This window comes from Psychrobacillus sp. MER TA 171 (genome assembly GCF_023713305.1).
Lineage (GTDB): Bacteria > Bacillota > Bacilli > Bacillales_A > Planococcaceae > Psychrobacillus.
Window position 1 is genome coordinate 142,616 of sequence record NZ_JAMAWN010000006.1, and the last position, 19,971, is coordinate 162,586.

Here is a 19,971-nt window from a genome sequence, read left to right on the forward strand (position 1 = left end):
TGCTAAGTGCTTATTTTAACACGAATTTCATCCTAAATTAAGTTCTCCCCACAATAAGCAATGAAATAGTTAAATGGAACGTTTAAATTCGGTTTAAAAAGCTATTTGTTTAGGTAACAAAATAACAAATAAGGTCCCCTCGTTTATATTGCTTGTCACTTCTATTTTGCCTTTATGCAATTCAACAATTTCTTTTACAATCGCGAGACCTAGACCGGAGCCTTCCTTTGTTCTAGATGAATCTATACGGTAGAATCTCTCAAAGATTTGATCTATCTCTTCTTCCTTCATACCAATTCCGCTGTCTTGGAAGGAAATTCTTACATAGTCACTACCGTCTATCACTTTAATAGAAATTTCACCTTCTGCTACATTATATTTAATAGCATTCGTTAGCACGTTATCCCATACGTTTTCCAACAAATCTATATCTCCATAATACATAACAGGTTCCATCTCATAAGAAAGATCCATATTCTGCTCTTCTATTCTCCATCTATACTTGTAAATGACCTTCTTAAGCTGTTCGTCTAATCTAAAATCAGATTTCCTTACTGGTCTTGCAGATTGATCCAGAGAGGTTAACAACAAAAGTTGCTTGGTCAGATTGGATAATCTTTTCGCCTCCTGATCAATCACCTGAATATAATTTTCTCTTTCTTCCTTACTAAGGTCGGTTGATTTTAAAAGGTCGGCGTACCCTTGTATATTCAAAAGAGGCGATTGGAAGTCATGGGACACATTACTTATAAATGCCTTTCTTGCCTCATCGTTAAGCTCAAGCTGTTTAACCATGTTAGAGAAATTTCTAGCTAGCTGCCCAAGCTCATCGTTACGGGTAATATCTAATTCCACTCGATAATTCTCCACCATTACATGTTTGGTTGCGTCATTCAATTGTTTAATTGGTTTAACTAGTTGCTTAGCCAGTAATAGCATAGAAGTAAGAATTATTACTGCCAGTGCGAGTAGGAAGCCTAACAGCAATAAATGCATATCAGAGAACAGTAGCTGGTTATTTGGACGAATAAATAAACCGTAAACTATTCCTTCATGCTCGAAGGGAATACCAACAGTATTTCTAACACTATTTGCATAATGATTAAAGATAAAAAACTTACCTTGATAATCACGCATCCCATGATAAATATTTCCATTTAAGACTTCCAAACGAATTTCTTCTGGTAGCTCAGTATCTTGGAATGGTTCACCATAAGAATATTCTTCTTCATTTTCATTAATGACATATGCCTGATACCCCAGCTTAGTTATGGATTCTAGATAGTTATTGAAGCCCCCTCCATGCATTTTTTCTAAGACGGAAGTAATTTCTATAGCCACTCCAACGTTTTTCTCATCATTCTTTTCTTTAATTTGTAAATTATAAACGATACTTACAATTAGAAAACCAGCAAGAATACTAATCCCAATAATAAACAAAGTGGCTAAAGTATATTGTCTATACAAGGATCTCATGGTTCTATCACATCCAGCTTATAACCAAGACCTCGCACTGTCTGAATCTCTATCTGAGCCTTCGCTTTCTCTAGTCGTTGTCTTAAACGCTTAATATGTGTATTTAATGTTTGGTCGTCTCCTTCATAATCGTAACCCCACACTTTTTCCATTAAACTAGTTCTTGTGAAAACTTGTTCTGGCTTAGAGGATAATACACTTAAAAGCTCGAACTCCTTTAAAGGCAGTAAGAGGGTTTGTTTGCCTACGGTGACCTCATGGGTAGAGCGATTAATAGTTACGTTACCAATTACCATAATTGGCTTAAAGGTCTTGTCCAGTCTACGTAATATAACTGCAATTCTATAAAGTAATTCCTTTGGCTCAAAAGGTTTTACTAAATAGTCATCTGAGCCTGCTAAAAAGCCTTGCTCCTTATCTTCTAATGCTCCTTTAGCAGTCAATAAAATTACCGGGATATCATATTCTTCACTTAAAATTCTCGTCAAAGCAAAGCCATCCATCCCCGGCATCATTACATCGACCACAGCTAAGTCTGCCCAATCATCCTTTAATAAAGTAAGGGCCTCTTCTCCATTTTTAGCTGTCATTACTTCATAACCTGCCCTCTTTAAATGAATCATAACTAATGTCTGTATATTTACATCATCATCTACTACAAGGATATTCATGGATCTACGCCACCTTCTTTAATGCCTGTTTTAAAAGAGGGTGTTTTGTAAGTTACCTTACGAAACACCCTCTAATTGTTTTAAGTTATTATATCAGCTTACAGCTTGCCTGTCGGGGCAGGGATAGGTGCCTTCTCTTTTCTCGGTGTCTAGCTTCAGCGCCTTGCCCCTCGGGGTCAAATGGATAATAGCTCCGGTGGCTGGGAAACTGCCTCCTCGCTTTTCTCCATTTGCCTGTCGGGGCAGAGATAGGTGCCTTCGCTTTTCTCGGTGTCTAGCTTCAGCGCCTATGTCTGCCCCTCGGGGTCAAATGGATAATAGCTCCGGTGGCTGGGGAAACTGCCTCCTCGCTTTTCTCCATTTGCCTGTCGGGGCAGACATAGGCGCTTGCGCTTTTCTTGGTGTCTAGCTCCGGCGCCTTGCCCCTCGGGGTCAAATGGTGAAAAGCTCCGGTGGCTGAAGAGCTGCCTCCTCGCTTTTTCCCATTTGCCTGTCGGGGCAAAGACAGGCGCCTCCGCTTTTCTATATTACTTCTTATCTTTTTCGAATAGGAGTATTAGAGCTGGGAGAAGCATTCCGCGAACTAGGAATGTGTCTATAATGATCCCTATTGATACGATGAAGCCAAAGACGAATAGATCTGCTATTGGCATTGTTGTTAGTGCTGCAAATGTTGCCGCAAGAATGATACCAGCTGAAGAAATTACTCCACCTGTATTACGGATCGCTATTTCCAGAGCGTCTTTTACCTTGTAGTTTTTACGTTCTTCTATGAACCTGGAGACTAAAATTATATTGTAGTCGATCCCAAGTGCAACTAAGAAGATGAAGGAATAAACTGGAACTCGTGTGCTTATTGCCTCGTAACCAAATAACACATCTACAAGGAAAATCCCTAATCCTAATGCTGATAAATAGGAAAGAAGAATAGTTGCCATCATGTATAGAGGCATTTTCCATGATCGAGTCAAAACAAATAATAGAACTACTATTAATAATGTTTCCAATAACACTATCTTATAGATATCACTGCTGTTAGTTTCCCGCTCGTCTACAAGCTTAGCTGTAGTGCCAGCAAAATGAATATCTCCATCAATTTGTGCAGCCTTGAGTATATCCTTGCCACTTGTGCGCATATCACCCATATGATCAATTGCTTCAGTCGAATAAGGATTGATATCAAATGCTAGGCTATATTTTACTAAGGATTGTTCTTCATTAGCGTTAGTTAACCGCACAGAAGCTACATTCTCTTGCTCCTCAAGTAAGACTCTTAAGTCTTCTACTTGATCATCTGAAAGGTTTGAATTACTTTCTACTAAAATAGACGTAGGAGCAAGCTCACCTTTGTCAAAGTTAGATTCAACTATTTCATAACCCTCACGAGAAGGTAGGTCTTCTGGGAATGACTTAACGGTATCGAATTCAAATTTTAGATTAAACATATTTAATGCAGTGATAACCATCAATACAAAGACAAGACCACCTGTCAAAAATGGTTTGTTAACAACAAATTTAGCAACTGGCCCCCATATGCCATGTTTTACTTCTTTTTGATCTCCATACTTTGGTACTTTTGGCCAAAATGCTTTGCGACCAAACAAAGTAAATAAGGCAGGCACTAATGTAATGGAAGCAATCATAATAATAAATACAGCTGTCCCAAAAATTGGTGCAAAGTTTTGATAATCACGGAAATCAGCAAAGAATAGAACAAGCATAGCAGCTAGGACTGTTCCTCCAGCGAAGAATACTGGCTCACCAGTAGCACGCATCGCATATTTCATTGCCTCATATTTACTTTCATAATGATTCAACTCTTCACGATAACGTGAGAATACGAATAACGAATAATCAATTACAGCTGCAAACAATAAAATACTCATAATCGAAGTAGTAGAGTTATTAATTTCTAACCCACCTGCTCCCAAAAGAGCAATCGTTTGGTTTGCTACCTGATAAACGATAACAGTTGCTAACAATGGGATAAATGCCAGCAATGGTGATCTATAAATAACTATTAATAATATTAAAATAATAACTATAGTAGCAAGTAACAATTGGATATCTGCCTGTTCAAATAGCTTTACAGTATCTCCTGCAATACCCGCAGGACCAGTAATATAGAATTGTGTATCCCCAGTGCTTTTAGCTATGTCGTTCCCAATCTTGGAAGCTTCATCATTAATCTCAGCATATTGATCATTTCCTAATCCAGCCTCGAGATTCATAGGTACAATCATAGTTGTACCGTTCTCAGAGATAAAAGATGCTAGTGCTTGTTCTGGTAATGAAGCAATATCAACGATGGTGTCAATCCCATCAATATTTGCTTGTTGAATACCTTCAAGAATATTTTTTACACTTTCAACATTTACTTCTCCATCCTCGTTATGAAAAACTAGGATTCCAGGGGTCCCTTGATCATTAGGGAAGTATTCATCTAATTTTTCACTGGCAATTATAGAAGCTGCATCGTCAGGTAAAGATTGAAAATTAGTTACCTTATACTCTCCAAGTTGTGGCCCAGCACTTAGTCCAATCATGAGGACTAACCAAGCAATAATGGTAATCCACATGCCTCGTTTAGTTGAGACCCAGTCAGTAATTGGGTGTAATAGTTTTTTCATATGAGCGTTTTTCCTCCTTCAAAATTTCTATCAAATAGTTAGTTTACAGAAGGTATATGAACTCTCTATGAACTTTCCTTTTACTTTTATATTCTTTCTAATCAAATTTGAAATATTCAAGTCAAAGTAAATTTACCACTTGTGGAAAAGATATTTAATCATTAAACTGAGGTTTTGAGAGGAGAGATAATAATGGAAAAAACTTGGAGTATACGATTAATTCGTTTTGCAGCATTATTTGGACTGATTGGAACTTATATTGGTTCGCATATGGCGGGCCAGATGGACTACTCACTAAGACCAATCCACGCTCACATACTTTTAGTAGGATGGTTATCTGTCTTTGCATGGGGGATTTTTTATCAAGTATTTACAGTCAAACATAAATGGATGGTAACTGTACAAAGTATTAGTGCCATGATAGGCGCATTAGGATTAACATTGGGCATGTGGATGTATAATCTAAATCCCTTTGACTTAAATGAAACATTGGTTATGGTCTTCTTTATCGTAGGGGGAACTGTTTTACTTTTTGCATTCTTTATGTTCTTAGTTATCACCTTCTTTACCGAAAAATCAAGTAAAGCATAATTTAGATTATTATATAGAAAAGAGCCTGGGACAAAACCCACCTTAAAAATTCAAAAGCCCTGAAAATTTTACTGTTTGTAAATTTTCAGGGCTTTTTTTGCTACTTCATCATCGTTGTTCTCCGCTTCAGCGGACGCTTTCCTGGGGGCACGTTGCCTTAGCCTGTAGTCTCTCCCACGCGCTTGTCCCCTAGGAGTCGCCGCTTTCGCTATGAACAACTAGTGTTTCCCTCTATATTTAGTAAATTTCAAAACTATTCCAAGTACCCAAAAGTGAGACTAATTATGTCCCAATCTCTTTTATTATTGGGCTGTATAACCACCATCTAAAACGATTGCCTGGCCTGTCATTCCTTTAGCAGATTCACTTGCCACGTACAAAGCTAAGTCTGTAATTTCTTGAACGTCTAATAATCTTCTTTGGGGAACTAGGGGATACAATACTTCTTCCAGTACCTGTTCCACCTTGATATTTCTCGTTCTAGCTAAATCTTCAAATTGGTTGCGTACAAGCAATGTATCCACATAGCCTGGACATATTGCATTCACTGTAATTCCATCAGCTGCAGCCTCTAATGCGGCAACCTTTGTTAACCCAATCACCCCATGCTTAGCCGAATTATAGGCGGCTTTTCCTGCAAATCCTATCAAGCCGTTTATAGAAGCCATATTAATAATCCGGCCAAATTGTTGCTTTTTCATGTGTGGTAATGCATATTTCATAGCTACAAAAGGAGCTGTTAGCATTATTTTTATTAATAGCTCGAACTTTTCTGTCGGGAAATCTTCTATTAATGAAACATGCTGCATGCCTGCATTATTTATCAATATATCTATTCTTCCAAAGGAATCTACTGTAGATTCAATGGCGTTCTTTATGTCCTCTTCTTTCGTTACATCACAGACAATACCCTTTACTTGCCCATTTAGAGTGGAGACAGCCTCGTCTAATGCCACTTTATTCAAATCTGAAATAACTACGCTTGCTCCTACCTCTAAAAATGCCTTAGCGACATCATAGCCAATTCCTCTGGCAGCCCCAGTTATAAATACTACTTTACCCTTCAATTGAATTCCTCCAATCTTAAATTGCAGTCCATCCACCATCAACCTTTAAAGTTTCGCCAGTCACGAAATTCGCCAAATCAGAGGCTAAATACAACACTGCTCCAGAAATATCCTTTGGCTGCGAAAGTCCCTTTAAGAGAATTCTATTTTCGACATCCCTTTTAAAATCTTCATCTTCAAACATTTTGGCAGTTAACTCTGTTTCTATAAAGGTAGGTGCCACCGCGTTAACGTTAATACCAAGCTTAGCCCATTCAACTGCCAAAGCCTTTGTTAGTTGAACTAGACCTCCCTTACTAGAACAATATGCCGCTCTATTGTAATAGCCTACAAAGGCCATTTGAGAGGCTATATTTATAATTTTACCATTTTTTTGTTTACTCATAAATTTAGCCGCTGCCTGGCTTGTAAAGAATGCAGACTTTAAATTCAAATCTAAGACAGTATCCCAGTCATTCTCCGTTACTTCTAATGCAGGCTTTGCAATATTAACTCCTGCATTGTTGATAAGTACATCAATTGTTCCAAACTCTTTTACTGTCGTCTCTATTAAATTATTAATGTTCTCCATTTTACTTAAATCGCCTTGAACAGAGATGCATCGATCGTTATAGCCTTGTAGTTCTTTCAGCGTTTCCTCTAATGCTATACCTTCTCGTCCGGAAATCACCACATTAGCTTTTAGCTTAGCAAATGTATGGGCTATATCTTTCCCTATTCCTTTGCTACCCCCTGTTACAATTACAGTTTTATGCTCTAACTCAGAAAAGAAATTATTCATCGCTACCTCCTAAATTCATGTCTCCCTTAAGAAAATGAATTAACATCTGTTCACGTTCTACATTTTTAAGCTGAGAAAATTGCTCGTCCCATGTATAGAAGCCTTCTCCACTTTTGTCTCCAAGCTTATTCTCTTCCACTAACTGTGTAAGCACTCTACCGGATTTTTGATCGGTGCTCAAGTCCTCAAAAAGATAATTTGAAATAGCAGAAAAAACATCCAGACCTCCCATATCCGCAGTCATTAAAGGACCTGTTACCGGAAGACGACGCCCAATACTATATGTTACTGCTGCATCGATGTCCTCTTTAGTTGCTACCCCTGCATCAAGTAGGGATTGTGCTTCCCGAAATAACGCGTACTGTAAGCGATTCCCTATAAATCCTGGAATCTCTCTGTTTAATAAAACCGGTTTCTTCTTCATATGCTGAAGTACTTGCATAGCTCGCTGAACCGTACCGTTATCTGTCTTTTCACCCTTTACTACTTCAACTAAAGGAATTAGATGACCGGGATTCCAAAAGTGTGTAACAACAAAACGATTAGGGTGATCCATTCCCTCTGCCAATAAACTTGGCATAAAGCCAGACGTATTGCTTGCTATAATAACATCCTTATCCACTAGAGCCTCTAATTTTTTATACATATTTTTTTTAAGATCTAGTACTTCAGGTATTACTTCAATAATAAAGGTTGTCTCTTTTACAACCTCTTCTAGAGATATAGATAACTTAATGAGGTCCATAATGCGTGCTGCTTCCTTTTCATCAAACAATCCATTATCCTTCATTACTTTTATTTTATTTTGAAGGCCTTTTTTAGCAATCTCCAGATCCTGCTCACTAACTCCATATACTTTTACATGTAACCCTGCCCACGCTGCGGATAAAGCAATGGAGTGTCCCATTGTCCCACAACCTAAAATTGATACATTTTCCATTTGTTCACACCCCTAATATGTATTTTAATAACCAATACCCAACAAGCAAATGCACCACTGCTTGTTGGGTATTGTGATTATATCCCTATGCCAAAAGAGAAAAGAATAACTGCTAATATTACACCGAGTATCGGCACAACAACGGTTAAAGCCCCAAAGGCCGGATAAGCATCCTTATGTGTTTCTCCACAGATTGAACGAATAGTCGTAACTACATAGCCACCTTGTGGCAATGAATCTAGAGACCCAGAAGAAATGGCAACGGATCTGTGAAGCGCTTCTGCATTTACACCTAAATCTAAATAATGTGGTGCTAAAAGCGGTAAGGCAATTGCCTGTCCACCTGAAGATGAACCGGTTAAACCCGCGATAACAGCTACGGCTAACGCGCCACCAATTAGTGGACTACCTGGTATACCAGTCATTACATCAACTGCTGATTCAAATGCGGGAGTAACCTTTACTACACCACCAAAGCCCACAACAGCCGCGGTATTGGCAATGGCGATAACAGCACCCATAGCTCCTTCAGCAACAGCACCACTGAAATTTTGAAAATACTTTTTGTTTATTAGATAGGTAGCAATAATACCACCGGTCAATGCAAGGATTAATGCCGAAGTTTCCAATTCCTTATGTAAGACAAATGAAATAATTAATACTACACCTAAAGGGATCATACTTAGTAATGGATTGGGCAATTCTTTACGAGCAGCCGTGGTTACATCAGATTCCCTACTCACAAATGACTCGCCATTATCCATTGCTTTCTTAATCATCTTTTTCAGCCACCAATAACCAAATGCCATCATGAAAACAGCTACAATAATGCTTACTTCCCAACCTGCATAAGGAGATGTTTTTAAGAATGGGATAGGAATCCAGTTTTGAATTTCTGGTGAGCCCGCTGACGTCATTGTAAAGGTTGTAGAACCAAAGCCAAGAGCAGCTGGTATAAAGCGTCTTGGCAAATCTGCTTGCTTAAATAAACTCAAAGCCATTGGATATACCGAGAAGGCTACTACAAATAAACTTACTCCCCCATAAGTTAAAACAGCACAGGCAATTACAACAGCTAGCGCTGCACGCTTAATACCAATTTTACTAACAATCCATTGGGACACGCTATCTGCTGCCCCACTATCCTCCATGACTTTACCAAAAATGGCACCCGCTAAGAACATTAACCACCAAGAAGCTATGAAGCTAGTAAAGCCTCCCATATAATTAGTTAAGAAATTATCAGCACCCTTCTCTACAAGCTGTGGAAACAATGGAAGTCCATTAAATACCCCAACGAACAGAGCTGTGAGTGGTGCGGCAATGAGAAGGTTCATCCCCTTCATAGTTAAATAAATCAATAACGCGAGACCACCAAATAATCCTATGAAACCTAACATCCTTTTTCCCCCTTCACCCCTACGAACTATTTATTTCCGTAACGTCTTACTCTTAATAGTGCCTGCTCGGCGTGTCCAGCAAAGTTCTCTAACTGACATAAACGTGCTGCATATTCCCCAATATAAGCACTTGCCTCCGGTGTTACCTTTTGATAGGTTACTGTTTTAATAAATTTGCCTACCCATAAGCCGCCCGTATATCTTGCCGCACCTTTTGTCGGCAGTGTATGATTCGTTCCAATTACTTTATCCCCGTAAGCTACATTCGTTTCTGGCCCTAAGAAAAGGCAGCCATAGTTCGTCATATTTTCTAAGAAGTAATTAGGATCTTCCGTCAAAATTTCCACATGCTCAAATGCTAAACGATCAGCCTCTACTCTAGCTTCTTCAATAGAATCTACCAAAAGAATTTGACCATAATCTTCCCATGAGACTCTCGCTACATCGGCCGTAGGTAAAGTTTGTAACTGACGCTCAATCTCTATTAACGTTTCCTCTGCCAATTTTTCTGAAGTAGTTATTAAAGCTCCTGGAGAAGTTGGACCATGTTCTCCTTGTCCTAGAATATCTGTAGCAACCATTTCTGCATCTGCTGTATGATCTGCTACTACCAACGTTTCTGTTGGACCGGCAAACAAGTCAATTCCAACACGACCATAAAGCTGACGCTTCGCCTCCGCTACAAACGCATTACCAGGGCCGACAATCATATCCACTGATTGAATAGTTTCCGTTCCAATTGCCATGGCACCCATTGCCTGAATACCGCCTAGTAAATAAATTTCATCTGCTCCCGCTAATGACATAGCTGCAATAGTAGCATAAGGAATTTCTCCATTAATAGGAGGAGTACATGCAATTACTCTTTTAACCCCGGCAACTTTTGCAGTTAATACGCTCATATGAGCTGAGGCAACCATTGGATATCGTCCGCCAGGTATATAACAACCGACGCTATTTACAGGAATATTTTTATGCCCTAAAATAACTCCTGGAATATTTTCTACTTCTACGTCATTTAGTGAAGCTAGTTGGGCTTCTGCAAACTCACGAATATTCTTTTGAGCAAACTTGATATCCTCAATTACCTCTGTTGGTACTTGTGCTACCATTTCTTCAATTTGTTTTGTTGATAGACGAAATGATTCAGGTGACCATTTATCAAACTTCTCGGATAATTCACGAACCGCTTGATCCCCTCTTGACTCTACATCCTTTAAGGCCTCTGACACTATTTGAGATACCTTTAAATCATTAGCACTTACTTCTTCTTGTGACTTTCCAGACTTAATTACTTTTACCATTTGTAATTCCTCCCCTTTGTTTGAAAACGCATTCATAAAAATACAATCCTTCTTTGCATACGTATGCAAAATATATACAAGTAAGATTATTCTAAAAACATTAATTAGTCAACTATTTATATGTTGAATTACGAACAATTAGTTTTCCATCAATCTCTATATTTTGAGCCTGACCAGAGTATTCGCTGATTTCCGTGGTTAAATAGTCCACTGTTACGTTTACCATTTCATTTATTGGCTGCTCCCAAGTAGTTAAACTATAAGAAGGCCAAGCGGACATCTCAATATTGTCGAATCCCACCACCTTCACTTCATCCGGAACAGCTATATGATGTTTTTTTAAGGAATCCATCACTCCTAGAGCCATAATATCATTCGCCACGAATATCGCTTCGGGTACTTTTCCCTGAGCCACTACTTTCTCGATTGTTTTATACCCACCCTCGTAAGTAAAATCAGAAATATATTTTTTATATTCTACTTTATTTTCCTTTAATACTGTTACAAAGCCTTTTTCTCTCTCTATACTAGTTGATGTGTTTTCATTGCCAGAAATATAAATCATATTAGAGCAACCTGCCTCCAATAGGTACTGTGCAATTTGTTTACTCGCCTCTAAATTGTTACAGCATACCGAATAAAACTTATTACCATCAATCTTTCTATTAAACAAAGCTAAAGGAATTCTGTTATTAAATAGATCCTCGTTTGCCTGCAAAGACAACGTGGCATCCGTAATAATGACACCCGCAACGTTATAGTTAAGTAATGTATCAATATCCTCTTGTTGAATCTCATCGTTATTTGTATACACAAATAAAATGCTGTAGCCCAACTTTTTAAATGCAGTTGTAAATTGCTTTAATACCTGTGGATAAAAAGGATTCTGGACCCCCTTCATAACTAAACCAATTATTTTCGTTCTATTTGTAATTAAACTACGGGCAAATTCATTTGGTCTATAACCTAATTCCTTAGCAGCAGCCAATACCTTCTCACGAGTTTTTTGAGACACAGTCGCCCCTTTAAAATAAACACGTGAGACAGAAGATTGAGAAACGCCAGCAAGCTTCGCCACGTCCTTAGCTGTAACTCCTTGATTCATCTTACTCACTACCTCCTTAAAATTTTAATTATTTCAAACTATACAATAATATTGTTTTTTTGGAAATAATAAACACTAACCTCTATTAAAAGATTAGCGTTTATCAACAGCTTTAATCTTCTTCACCTTTCTTCCCCTTAAACAACAACGATCCTCCAACTAGAAAAACACCACTAAAAAGAAATACGCCTGCCATTCCAACAGAGCCTCCAATAACACCAAAAAAAGCTGGTGCAATGAGCTGAAATAAGCGATTTATCGTTATTCGTAGTCCTAAAATTTCCCCTGTCCTTTCTGGTGGAGATGCATTATAAGTCGTTGTCATGGAGATTGGCTGTCCGCACCCTAAGCCTAACCCCATCATAATTGCGAGAAAAGCAATTACAAGGACGGAGTTTGTCAAAGGCAACAATAAAAAGGCAATCCCTGCGACAAATATGGATACGAATAAGATAAACTCCCTCTTATATATTTCTAAAAGCTTTGGTAACACAAAACGGACAAACATGGTTGCTAATCCCTGGAGCGCTATGATCCAACCTATTGTAGATGTAGACAAGTCCATTTGTTTTCCTAATAACGGAAAATAGGCAACAAAGATGTCTTTTGAATAAAGAACTAAGGCACTGGAGAACAAGGCCCTTCTTATTAACGGGCTTTCTAATAGCTTGATAGAGTCAATCATTTTAGTTGGCTTTCTATGTATTTGTTGCTCTGCCTTAGGGATTTTTAAAGAAAAGATAATACCAGCTAATCCTATCCCCACGCATACTATATAAACAATTTGAAAGGATATATGTTCAGACAAGTATCCACCCATGAGAGGACCTACTACAGCTCCAAAAGCAACACACAAACTGAACATACTGAAATAATAATCTCTGTTTTTCTTAGTCGTTTGGTGACCTAACTGATTTTGTAAGGCAATAGGTATACTTATATTCCCTATCCCTAACAGTAACTGACTTGCAAACAAAGACCATATAGTAGAAAAAGCAGCAGGAACAATCATACCGGCTATAAGGCTAACAAACCCGATAATAATAGGGAGCCTATCTCCTATTTTATCTATTATTTTGCCGGCATGAATTGAAAATATTAATGGTAAAAAGGCAAATGTAGAGGTTAGAATACCAATGATCCAAATAGATGCCCCATACTCGTCGGCTGAGAGTGTAATGACTGGCCTAGTTGCGTTTACTACAGTATGAAATAAGAATATTAATAGCAAAACTCCTTTTAGATTCATATATCTCCCCTCAATCGCATTATGTATAGTTCAATATTATATCAATATATAAGCCGCTATGTTTAAAAGATTATAGACCATTTGTTTATCAGCTTGGCTATAATAATGGTAGACATACAATACATTTAAACCATTTTATGGTTACAAAAGGGGCAGAAGAATATGAAGGAATTAACAGAAGAAATTTTGGAGTTTAACCAAAAAAGAGGTTGGGTTCGCAATACTGATGCTCGTAGTCTCGCGATCTCTATATCTTTAGAAGCTAGTGAACTATTAGAGCACTTTCAATGGCGTACCCCAGAAGAAGCTATAGCAAACGACAAACAAGGCATTGAAGAAGAAGCGGCAGATGTTCTAATCTACCTCCTACAACTCGCAAACCTATTAGACATAGATTTAAAGGAAGCAGCTAAAAAGAAAATACAAAAGAATGCTATAAAATATCCTTTACCTAACTAGAGACAATGAGGCTGAGACAACCAGATAGAAGAAATAAAGCTCCTTTCCTTTTACTTTAAAAAATGGAAGGAGCTATTGTTTTTCGTTACGCAGCACGCTTTAGGGTGAGATACGAGCTAGCTATCTCCATGTAATCTTTTATATTGTGACGTCTTTTCTAGTGCCAAAATCCCAGCATGTTATGAACTCACTTATTAAACGTCCGGATTACATCTTGAACTAACGACCAAATCTCATAGTTGTAATCTGGATCGACTATATACCAGTACTGTATGTCCCTAATAAAAGCCTGCTTTTCTTCCAAAGTTGCCTCTTGAAGAAATTGATGCATTCTTAATAACTCTTTTGAATCACTTATTCTACTCTCCAAAAATTCATATCTTTTCCCACCAGTTTCACCTACAACTCCTAAACCATCAAAGGTTTCGATAACTATTTTTTCCATCCTTTTTTCTTTTGCTGCGGAAATAGTAGCTATAATATCTACCTTTTTTCCTTCTGGATAGATGCCTTTTAATGCTGAGAAGACTTTTTCTTGTTTTATTTTCCATGAACTTGGTAGTTCGGACATATATTCTTCTAATATAGCCTTTTCTTGTTCTTTATTTGAAATAGTAGCTAATTGCTCAAGCAACTCCACATGGGGTACGGAACATACTAGACTTATAAACTCGTAGAAGTTATTCGCCAAGTAACGAACTGGTGGGGCGTTAGTAGGTGATATGCATACAATAGCAGCTTCCATTACATCTCCAACTTTATGAAAGTCAGTCAAAAAACCAAAGTGAATGCCATCCCCTCCAGTTTCTGCAAAGGGTATTAAATCAGGCGGTGTAATTGAGTAAGGCGACAGCTCGGTGGCTGGTATGCATCCGATCATACTTAACGATAAATCTTCCTTGTTAAGGTTCTCCTCTAGCTGAATGAGCTGTAAGATTTCTTTCGGGATTAAGTAATTTCCATAAGCTTCTTTTAAGTCAGCAGACATAATCTTTGCTCCCTCTACATAATATTTATTAGTCTCCTATTCTATAATCTCAACAAAATACCCTTTCAACTATTTATATTTATAGCTCTAACAAACTCAAATTGGAGGAATTAGGATGAAAACTAAAACTACAAAGTTTTTAATTGCATTTACGGCCCTGAGTCTATTAAATACTTCCTTTGTAAATGCTACAGAGGCACAAACCAAAAACCCAACTGTTCAGTCAGCTACACAAAATAACCATTACCTAACTGACAAAGTAGCAATTGACTTAGCGGCTAAATATCATGAAGCATATCTATTTATAAGTAGTGGAGGGGGGTATCAGAATCGGGAATATAATACATTCCTTTTTAATGACTTAGCTTACCGTTACTTATCCAGTAAGATTGATACTAAAGGTAAACTTATGGCCTATCTAACTCAAACAATGACTTCTCAAATAGCTGAACAGCTAATAGAAGATTTAGAAATCATAGAATATAAAGGGAAGCTTGCACAACAAGAAACTGACATTGGCTCCCTCGAGGACTGGGGAAAAGCGAATGCAGAAATTGTTAAAAAAGAAAAAAACAAAGTTAAATATCGGATAACGGTTCCCCTAGGAGAATCTATCGATAAGATCATGTACATTGTAGAATACCAATTCGTTGAAAACATAGGTTGGAGAGTGAATAAAAAACCAGTGGTTGACCTTAATATCCCAGATAAAATCAACCCAATTCACACTCTATTTGCCAATCTAACGACAAATTCTTCAATTGCTCAAAATCAGTTGCTGCCAACATCCTATTTTGATGTTAGCAAATTTAAGAAGGGTATTAAAAAAATGGAGTTATCTAAACTAAAAGAGGTAGACAGGGGCTCATACCACGTAGAGTTTGTCGCAACGGTTTTTGTTGAGCTTGAAAAGGACTATAATGGCCCTCTAACTTCAGGTGAAAATAAAATGTATTTTGTCGTAGAGCCTAATGGATATATGGACTTTAAAATTCATCAGGTCGGTCAAATTAGTATGTATTAATTAGGGAGAGTTTACAAACTTAGCGAAATGAGAACAAAATTCAAGAAATATAATATGACGTAGTATAGCCAGCATAGAACAAAGCTAAAGGCAAGAATACTATTTAGTAGTATTCTTGCCTCCTTTAGATATATTTTTTCGTGATAAATGATTTATTGAATGGAACCGTTTTTTGGAAGTATTTCTACTTTGACATCATCTTCAATCCAGTTAGGATAATAGAGAATATCAAGTCTAATAGGATTTGTTATTGGTTCTTCAGGCAGTTGAAACTCGAGATCTAGCCCCCTGGAATTTTTCGTCCATGAGCCACTTACATACTTGTTTCCTGGTCGAATATTAGTATATTGATCCTTAATCAAAAATTCTTTTCCCTTACTATCAACAAAGGAAGAAAAAATGGTATATTGTCCTTCTCCTATGTGAAAACGGATATTTTCATTATTAATATTTAGATCGCTGAAGATAGAATTTTTAGGTTGCTTCAAGAACTCGCCTGATTCTGTATCAATGAGTATATAGGCTTCATCTTTGTCTAATGCTGCTATTTTTCCAAATGTTAGATACAAGTTATCTGTTTGATTATAATAAGGACTTTGAAGTGTAATGTTCCACTTAGCCCCATCTATACTTCTAAACAACGTCCCACCGTTGTCTATTACCCATTCATCTCCTAAATCATTTCTAAGTTTGAGATTATCTAAAGAATATATCTCCATCGAGTTACTAGGATCCACTTCAATTATAAGTTCAGCTCGAATAGGATTTATTAAAATTTCCTTAACCTTCATTTTTTGTCCCTCTATAGAAATGTCTTTATTTAATACAATTTTCTTACTCTCTACTTTTGATCTCTCAAAAGTAAATGGAATTTTGAAATTATCAACTTTGCCATCGTATTTTAGACCTAAAGTAAATAAAAGCTCGTTTTTATAAACCCAATGACCTGGCATATATTCAACGGTCATCTTAGAACTAAATTCGGTTTCTTTTATGATATTGCTAGCCCCTCCCCAAAAGGTGGTACTATAAGCAGGCAGATACTTGTAATCCTGCGTTAACAATTCTAATCGTTCGATTTCCATTGGAAGACGCTTTTCTTCTGATTTAACTGTATAAAAAATAACCATTCCTTTTTTATCTGCAATTACTCCATCCAGCGTAACGGTAATACCATTTTGGGATTCAGAAGCATTTATAGATTGATAAAAATCATTTTCTACAGCAGCTACAAGACCCTTGTCATTTTGAATAAGAGCTACTACCCGCTCCATGCCTGGTATCTCAGACACTTTGTTAGCAAAAGCTGGAGAAACGTTTACCGAGGTTACAAATGCTATAAATAAGATGGCCACCATTGCGACAGACCACGAAGTACGCTGAGTAATTTTTCTTTTCCTAATTTTCTCTTGTTTTGCTTTTTCAAAGCCATTTTTTACAGACATCTGTAGCCTGTCCAAAGGAATTTCGACCTGATCGATTAGACTTTTTCGTTTTTCTAGTTTCTGTTTTTCCTCTTCAAACACGCTTCATCTCCCCTTTCTCCTCAAAGTGATATCGCAATGAACGGAGTGCCTTATGTAATCTCGTTTTAATCGTCCCTTCAGGCGTCTTCCACATGACCGCAATATCTTTTATTTTTATGTCTTCAAAATATTTAAGGTGGAGTAGCTCTCTCTCGTAGTCAGTCAAGTGGCTAAGTGCCTCCTCTATTTCTAAAAAGGTAAAATCTTCATTTTTACCGTATAGGTGTAGTTGGCTCTCCTCAAATGTCTCTCTCTTGCCTTTTTTAATAACATCCTGACAGTAGTTCATCATAATCCGTATCAGCCACGTCTTAAAATAAGCTGGCTCTTTAAGTTTTTTTAGATGCTTAAAGGCCCTATATGTTACTTCCTGAACCGCTTCTAGTGAAGCATCTTCATTTTTCAAATAGGACATAGCAGTCCTATATAATGCCTCTTGATGAAAATGCATAAGATTTAAAAAAGCCTCCTCGTCCCCCTTTATTGCTCTTGTTACTAATTGATGCTCGCTCAAAACATCACCCCATTTCTTATGTCTCTATTAATTAGACCGTCTAAAGCGAAAAAAGTTTTACAAATTTTCTTATACGTGTATTTTGATGTATTTTCCTATTGGAGTCTTTAACCAATAGTTGAGTCAGTTTCATTAATAGATCTTTACCGATGAAACATGGAATATTTATGAACTGCTTGTGTTTTTATCCACTAAAAACGAATTATTTAGTAAATAATTTTAATAAAAAAGGAATTAAGTGTTTCTACTCAAAATATACTTAGTAGGAAGGCCATTTTTATATTTTTTTTGGTTTTTTTTACGAAAAATCAGTAAATTATTAATTTTATTATGCTTAACTTAAGATATTAATGAGAAAATGGGGTATACTTAATAGTAATGAGTTTGTGGATTTGTAAAGGAGGCACTACTTTATGTCAGTCGCTAGTGAAGCATCACAAGTAAATCTCGATTTTTTAATTAACGAGTTAGGTCTACAACAAGTTTCTAATACTTCCGTGTTTCGTAAAGGAAATATATTCGTCATTTCGCCATCGGTTCAAAATAAATCAAACACGTTTGAGCTAGGTGAATCACTTATGAAAAAGTTTAACCCTGAAACAGATGATGGATATTTACTCATACGTCTAAAAGAAAAATTCCTTATGTGTAAGTTACATCCCTTCCAACGTAAAATGATGACTTCGGATACCGAAAAAAGCACGAAAAGTAAGCCATCTTTTTGGAAGTTCCATGTAATAGAATCCATCATCCCACGTATTGAAAATAGCGGTGATAGAGAGCTAACGTTTAAAATCCAAGCTCCTACTAATAAGCAGCTAATTTCTTTTTTTAATAAAGAAACCCTATAGTAAAAACCAGATCTAGCTTATAGATCTGGTTTTTATTTACTTTCATTTTATTAAATTTTCCAAATAATTAAATAAAAACTTGAATACCCTTCGATTTAAAGATAATATAAATTTATAATCTTAAGGTGAGATGAGGTATTAAATTGGAGCTTATTACCGTTAATTTTCTATTCAATTTATCCTTAATTATCATCTTGTTTTTCCTTTGTTTCACTAACTTAAGAAAACCTGGTAGCCTGCTTAAAAGAAAAAAAACCTCTTTAATATTTTTTGTTATTACATTACTTCTGTGCTATTTGTTTTCCTATCATTTAACGGATGAATTAATGTTAGATTTACGAATGGTCCCTTTACTTATAGGAAGCCTCTATTTTAGGTTGAGTCCAATTTTGTGCGCAATCGTCATTTTACTAAGAGGTCTACATGGAATAGATTTAGGTTTCTATATGACTCTTACGATCAATGGCATACTAAGTATTGCATTATGGATAGTATCTCCTTATTTTATGCGATTAAAATCTAAATATCGTATAATTTGTTCCTCCTTTTTAGCTCTTATAATGAGCCTTTTTATATTATTAGTTGTACTAAACACTAGTGGGAGCGCACATACTTTAGATTTATATATAGCATATATAGTTATTCCCCCACTTGGCATTGCCATCATTACATATATTATTGAAGCCTTTGAAAAAATAAATACCCAAAGGAAGCTTTTAATAAAAGTAGAAAAAAAAGAAGCCGTAGAACAAATGGGTGCGGCTATATCACATGAAATTAGAAATCCTTTAACTTCAGCAATTGGATTTGTCGAATTATTAACTAGAGAACCCCTAGATTCTGAAAAAAGCAAGCAATACCTTGCTATTTTAAAAGACGAACTTGATTTGGCAGAGAAAATTATTCAAGATTATTTAACTTACTCTAAGCCTATAACAGAACATACAAAAGAATTAAATATTCAAGAGGAACTCCCTATTGTTCTAAAGCTTTTACAACCATTAGCCAACTATTATTCGGTTAAGATTGTCTCTGATTTATCGTCTACTAGTTTAATAGATGGAGATCGTGCAAAGTTCCAGCACACATTCATAAATATCATTAAAAATAATATAGTTTCCTTAACAGATGGAGGCGTTATATCTATCACAACTAAGGAGACTAAAACCAAAATTCTTATTACAATAACTAGTCCTACCACAGAAAATCAAATGGAATCTAAAGTACTAGACACATCCATTGATTTCGGTATTATAAGAAATATAAAAGGTACTGTTCGAACGAAGAGAACCGAACAGGAAACTACTTATTACTTTACCTTCCGCAAACAAAAAACTTCATATATATTCTGGTAAAGTTTTAATTCACATTCAATCTTTCTGAAAAGAGGTAATA

19 protein-coding genes are annotated in these 19,971 nt (G+C 36.6%); 5 read left to right on the plus strand and 14 right to left on the minus strand.

Features of this window, described 5'->3' with window-relative positions:
• Nucleotides 1–93: 93 nt before the first annotated feature.
• From M3627_RS08020 to M3627_RS08035, 4 genes are all read right to left on the minus strand, one after another.
• Nucleotides 94–1,476 (minus strand): sensor histidine kinase, encoded by a 1,383-nt coding sequence (locus M3627_RS08020; protein WP_169359077.1) that lies wholly within the window; start codon nt 1,474–1,476, stop codon nt 94–96.
• Nucleotides 1,473–2,147 carry a response regulator transcription factor gene (locus M3627_RS08025; RefSeq protein ID WP_251553567.1) on the minus strand — a complete coding sequence of 225 codons (675 nt, stop codon included), beginning with the start codon at nt 2,145–2,147 and terminating at the stop codon, nt 1,473–1,475. Before M3627_RS08025 ends, M3627_RS08020 begins: the two co-directional genes overlap by 4 nt.
• Before the next feature lie 280 nt (nt 2,148–2,427).
• The gene (locus tag M3627_RS08030) at nt 2,428–2,649 is read right to left on the minus strand and encodes a hypothetical protein (RefSeq protein WP_251553568.1); all 222 of its coding nucleotides are present in this window, start codon (nt 2,647–2,649) and stop codon (nt 2,428–2,430) included.
• Nucleotides 2,650–2,674: 25 nt separating this feature from the next.
• Nucleotides 2,675–4,777 carry an MMPL family transporter gene (locus M3627_RS08035; RefSeq protein WP_251553569.1) on the minus strand — a complete coding sequence of 701 codons (2,103 nt, stop codon included), beginning with the start codon at nt 4,775–4,777 and terminating at the stop codon, nt 2,675–2,677.
• Nucleotides 4,778–4,969: 192 nt separating this feature from the next.
• On the opposite strand from M3627_RS08035, the gene M3627_RS08040 reads away from it, so the two are divergent.
• Nucleotides 4,970–5,368 carry a hypothetical protein gene (locus M3627_RS08040; RefSeq protein WP_169359081.1) on the plus strand — a complete coding sequence of 133 codons (399 nt, stop codon included), beginning with the start codon at nt 4,970–4,972 and terminating at the stop codon, nt 5,366–5,368.
• Nucleotides 5,369–5,670: 302 nt separating this feature from the next.
• Here the strand turns inward: M3627_RS08040 and M3627_RS08045 are convergent, their stop codons facing one another.
• The 7 genes from M3627_RS08045 to M3627_RS08075 form a co-directional block, all read right to left on the minus strand.
• The gene (locus M3627_RS08045; RefSeq protein ID WP_240949656.1) at nt 5,671–6,435 is read right to left on the minus strand and encodes a 3-hydroxybutyrate dehydrogenase; all 765 of its coding nucleotides are present in this window, start codon (nt 6,433–6,435) and stop codon (nt 5,671–5,673) included.
• A 16-nt stretch (nt 6,436–6,451) separates the two neighbouring features.
• Nucleotides 6,452–7,216: an SDR family NAD(P)-dependent oxidoreductase gene (locus tag M3627_RS08050; RefSeq protein WP_169359083.1), complete on the minus strand. Its 765-nt coding sequence runs from the start codon at nt 7,214–7,216 to the stop codon at nt 6,452–6,454.
• Nucleotides 7,209–8,156: a 3-hydroxyacyl-CoA dehydrogenase family protein gene (locus M3627_RS08055; RefSeq protein ID WP_251553570.1), complete on the minus strand. Its 948-nt coding sequence runs from the start codon at nt 8,154–8,156 to the stop codon at nt 7,209–7,211. The genes M3627_RS08050 and M3627_RS08055 overlap by 8 nt, the downstream gene beginning before the upstream one ends.
• 77 nt (nt 8,157–8,233) lie before the next feature.
• A complete protein-coding gene (locus M3627_RS08060) occupies nt 8,234–9,556 on the minus strand; it encodes a GntP family permease (RefSeq protein WP_169359085.1) in 1,323 nt (440 codons plus the stop codon).
• Between the two features lie 26 nt (nt 9,557–9,582).
• A complete protein-coding gene (hisD, locus tag M3627_RS08065; RefSeq protein WP_251553571.1) occupies nt 9,583–10,860 on the minus strand; it encodes a histidinol dehydrogenase in 1,278 nt (425 codons plus the stop codon).
• Nucleotides 10,861–10,972: 112 nt separating this feature from the next.
• Nucleotides 10,973–11,965: a LacI family DNA-binding transcriptional regulator gene (locus M3627_RS08070; RefSeq protein ID WP_251553573.1), complete on the minus strand. Its 993-nt coding sequence runs from the start codon at nt 11,963–11,965 to the stop codon at nt 10,973–10,975.
• Between the two features lie 112 nt (nt 11,966–12,077).
• On the minus strand, nt 12,078–13,214 hold the full coding sequence (locus tag M3627_RS08075) for an MFS transporter (RefSeq protein ID WP_251553574.1): 1,137 nt from the start codon (nt 13,212–13,214) through the stop codon (nt 12,078–12,080).
• A gap of 132 nt (nt 13,215–13,346) precedes the next feature.
• Between M3627_RS08075 and M3627_RS08080 the strand changes: the two genes are divergently transcribed.
• Complete coding sequence (locus M3627_RS08080) at nt 13,347–13,673, plus strand: nucleotide pyrophosphohydrolase (RefSeq protein WP_340886985.1); 327 nt, start codon at nt 13,347–13,349, stop codon at nt 13,671–13,673.
• 187 nt (nt 13,674–13,860) lie between these two features.
• Here the strand turns inward: M3627_RS08080 and M3627_RS08085 are convergent, their stop codons facing one another.
• The gene (locus tag M3627_RS08085) at nt 13,861–14,661 is read right to left on the minus strand and encodes an SMI1/KNR4 family protein (protein WP_251553576.1); all 801 of its coding nucleotides are present in this window, start codon (nt 14,659–14,661) and stop codon (nt 13,861–13,863) included.
• A 115-nt stretch (nt 14,662–14,776) separates the two neighbouring features.
• Between M3627_RS08085 and M3627_RS08090 the strand changes: the two genes are divergently transcribed.
• Nucleotides 14,777–15,685: a DL-endopeptidase inhibitor IseA family protein gene (locus tag M3627_RS08090; protein ID WP_251553577.1), complete on the plus strand. Its 909-nt coding sequence runs from the start codon at nt 14,777–14,779 to the stop codon at nt 15,683–15,685.
• A 152-nt stretch (nt 15,686–15,837) separates the two neighbouring features.
• On the opposite strand, the gene M3627_RS08095 is transcribed toward M3627_RS08090, so the two are convergent.
• Entirely contained in the window at nt 15,838–17,211 is a 1,374-nt protein-coding gene (locus M3627_RS08095; protein ID WP_251553578.1) for a DUF4179 domain-containing protein, read from the minus strand.
• Complete coding sequence (locus M3627_RS08100; RefSeq protein WP_251553579.1) at nt 17,204–17,725, minus strand: sigma-70 family RNA polymerase sigma factor; 522 nt, start codon at nt 17,723–17,725, stop codon at nt 17,204–17,206. The genes M3627_RS08095 and M3627_RS08100 overlap by 8 nt, the downstream gene beginning before the upstream one ends.
• A 413-nt stretch (nt 17,726–18,138) precedes the next feature.
• Between M3627_RS08100 and M3627_RS08105 the strand changes: the two genes are divergently transcribed.
• Nucleotides 18,139–18,576 carry a hypothetical protein gene (locus M3627_RS08105; protein ID WP_169359092.1) on the plus strand — a complete coding sequence of 146 codons (438 nt, stop codon included), beginning with the start codon at nt 18,139–18,141 and terminating at the stop codon, nt 18,574–18,576.
• Between the two features lie 326 nt (nt 18,577–18,902).
• Nucleotides 18,903–19,931 (plus strand): sensor histidine kinase, encoded by a 1,029-nt coding sequence (locus M3627_RS08110; protein WP_251553580.1) that lies wholly within the window; start codon nt 18,903–18,905, stop codon nt 19,929–19,931.
• Nucleotides 19,932–19,971 lie beyond the last annotated feature (40 nt).